Annotated in this window: 1 protein-coding gene; it reads right to left on the bottom strand. The window is 53.9% G+C overall.

Annotated features, from left to right (window positions below):
- Positions 1-499, bottom strand: a 499-nt coding sequence (locus K5R16_RS22190) for a hypothetical protein (RefSeq protein WP_220740586.1), incomplete at both ends; no start/stop codon positions are given.

Raw genomic sequence — 499 nt, 5'->3', positions numbered from 1 at the left:
TGAAGCTGCCGTTGCCAGCATCAGTGAAGTCAGCGAAACTCAGCTGAATGTCCCCGCCACCGTTAATGGTAAGCGTGACATAGCCGCCAGCTTCAAAGTCAGTACCATCGATAGTGACTTGCAGCTGTACGTCATCAGCACCAATTTCAGCTTGGGTGAGCAGGCCATCGCCTGGGTTGCCATCATCAACAATCAATACCGTTGGCGCATTTGGCGCGGTTTCATCAGCAACGGTTGCGGTGTCGCTACCTTGAGCCGAGGTGTTGTCAGCCTTATCGGTTTGGGTGGCGGTGACTGTGATGCTGTCGCCTTCAGCAGGCGCGGTTTCTGTCCAGCTGATCACGCCGTTGGCATAAGTGTAGTTACCAAAGGTGAAGCTGCCGTTGCCAGCATCAGTGAAGTCAGCGAAACTCAGCTGAATGTCCCCGCCACCGTTAATGGTAAGCGTGACATAGCCGCCAGCTTCAAAGTCAGTACCATCGATAGTGACTTGCAGCTG

The sequence above is a fragment of the Shewanella sp. c952 genome, from assembly GCF_019654975.1.
Lineage (GTDB): Bacteria > Pseudomonadota > Gammaproteobacteria > Enterobacterales > Shewanellaceae > Shewanella.
This window is presented reverse-complemented; position numbering and strand designations above follow the sequence as displayed.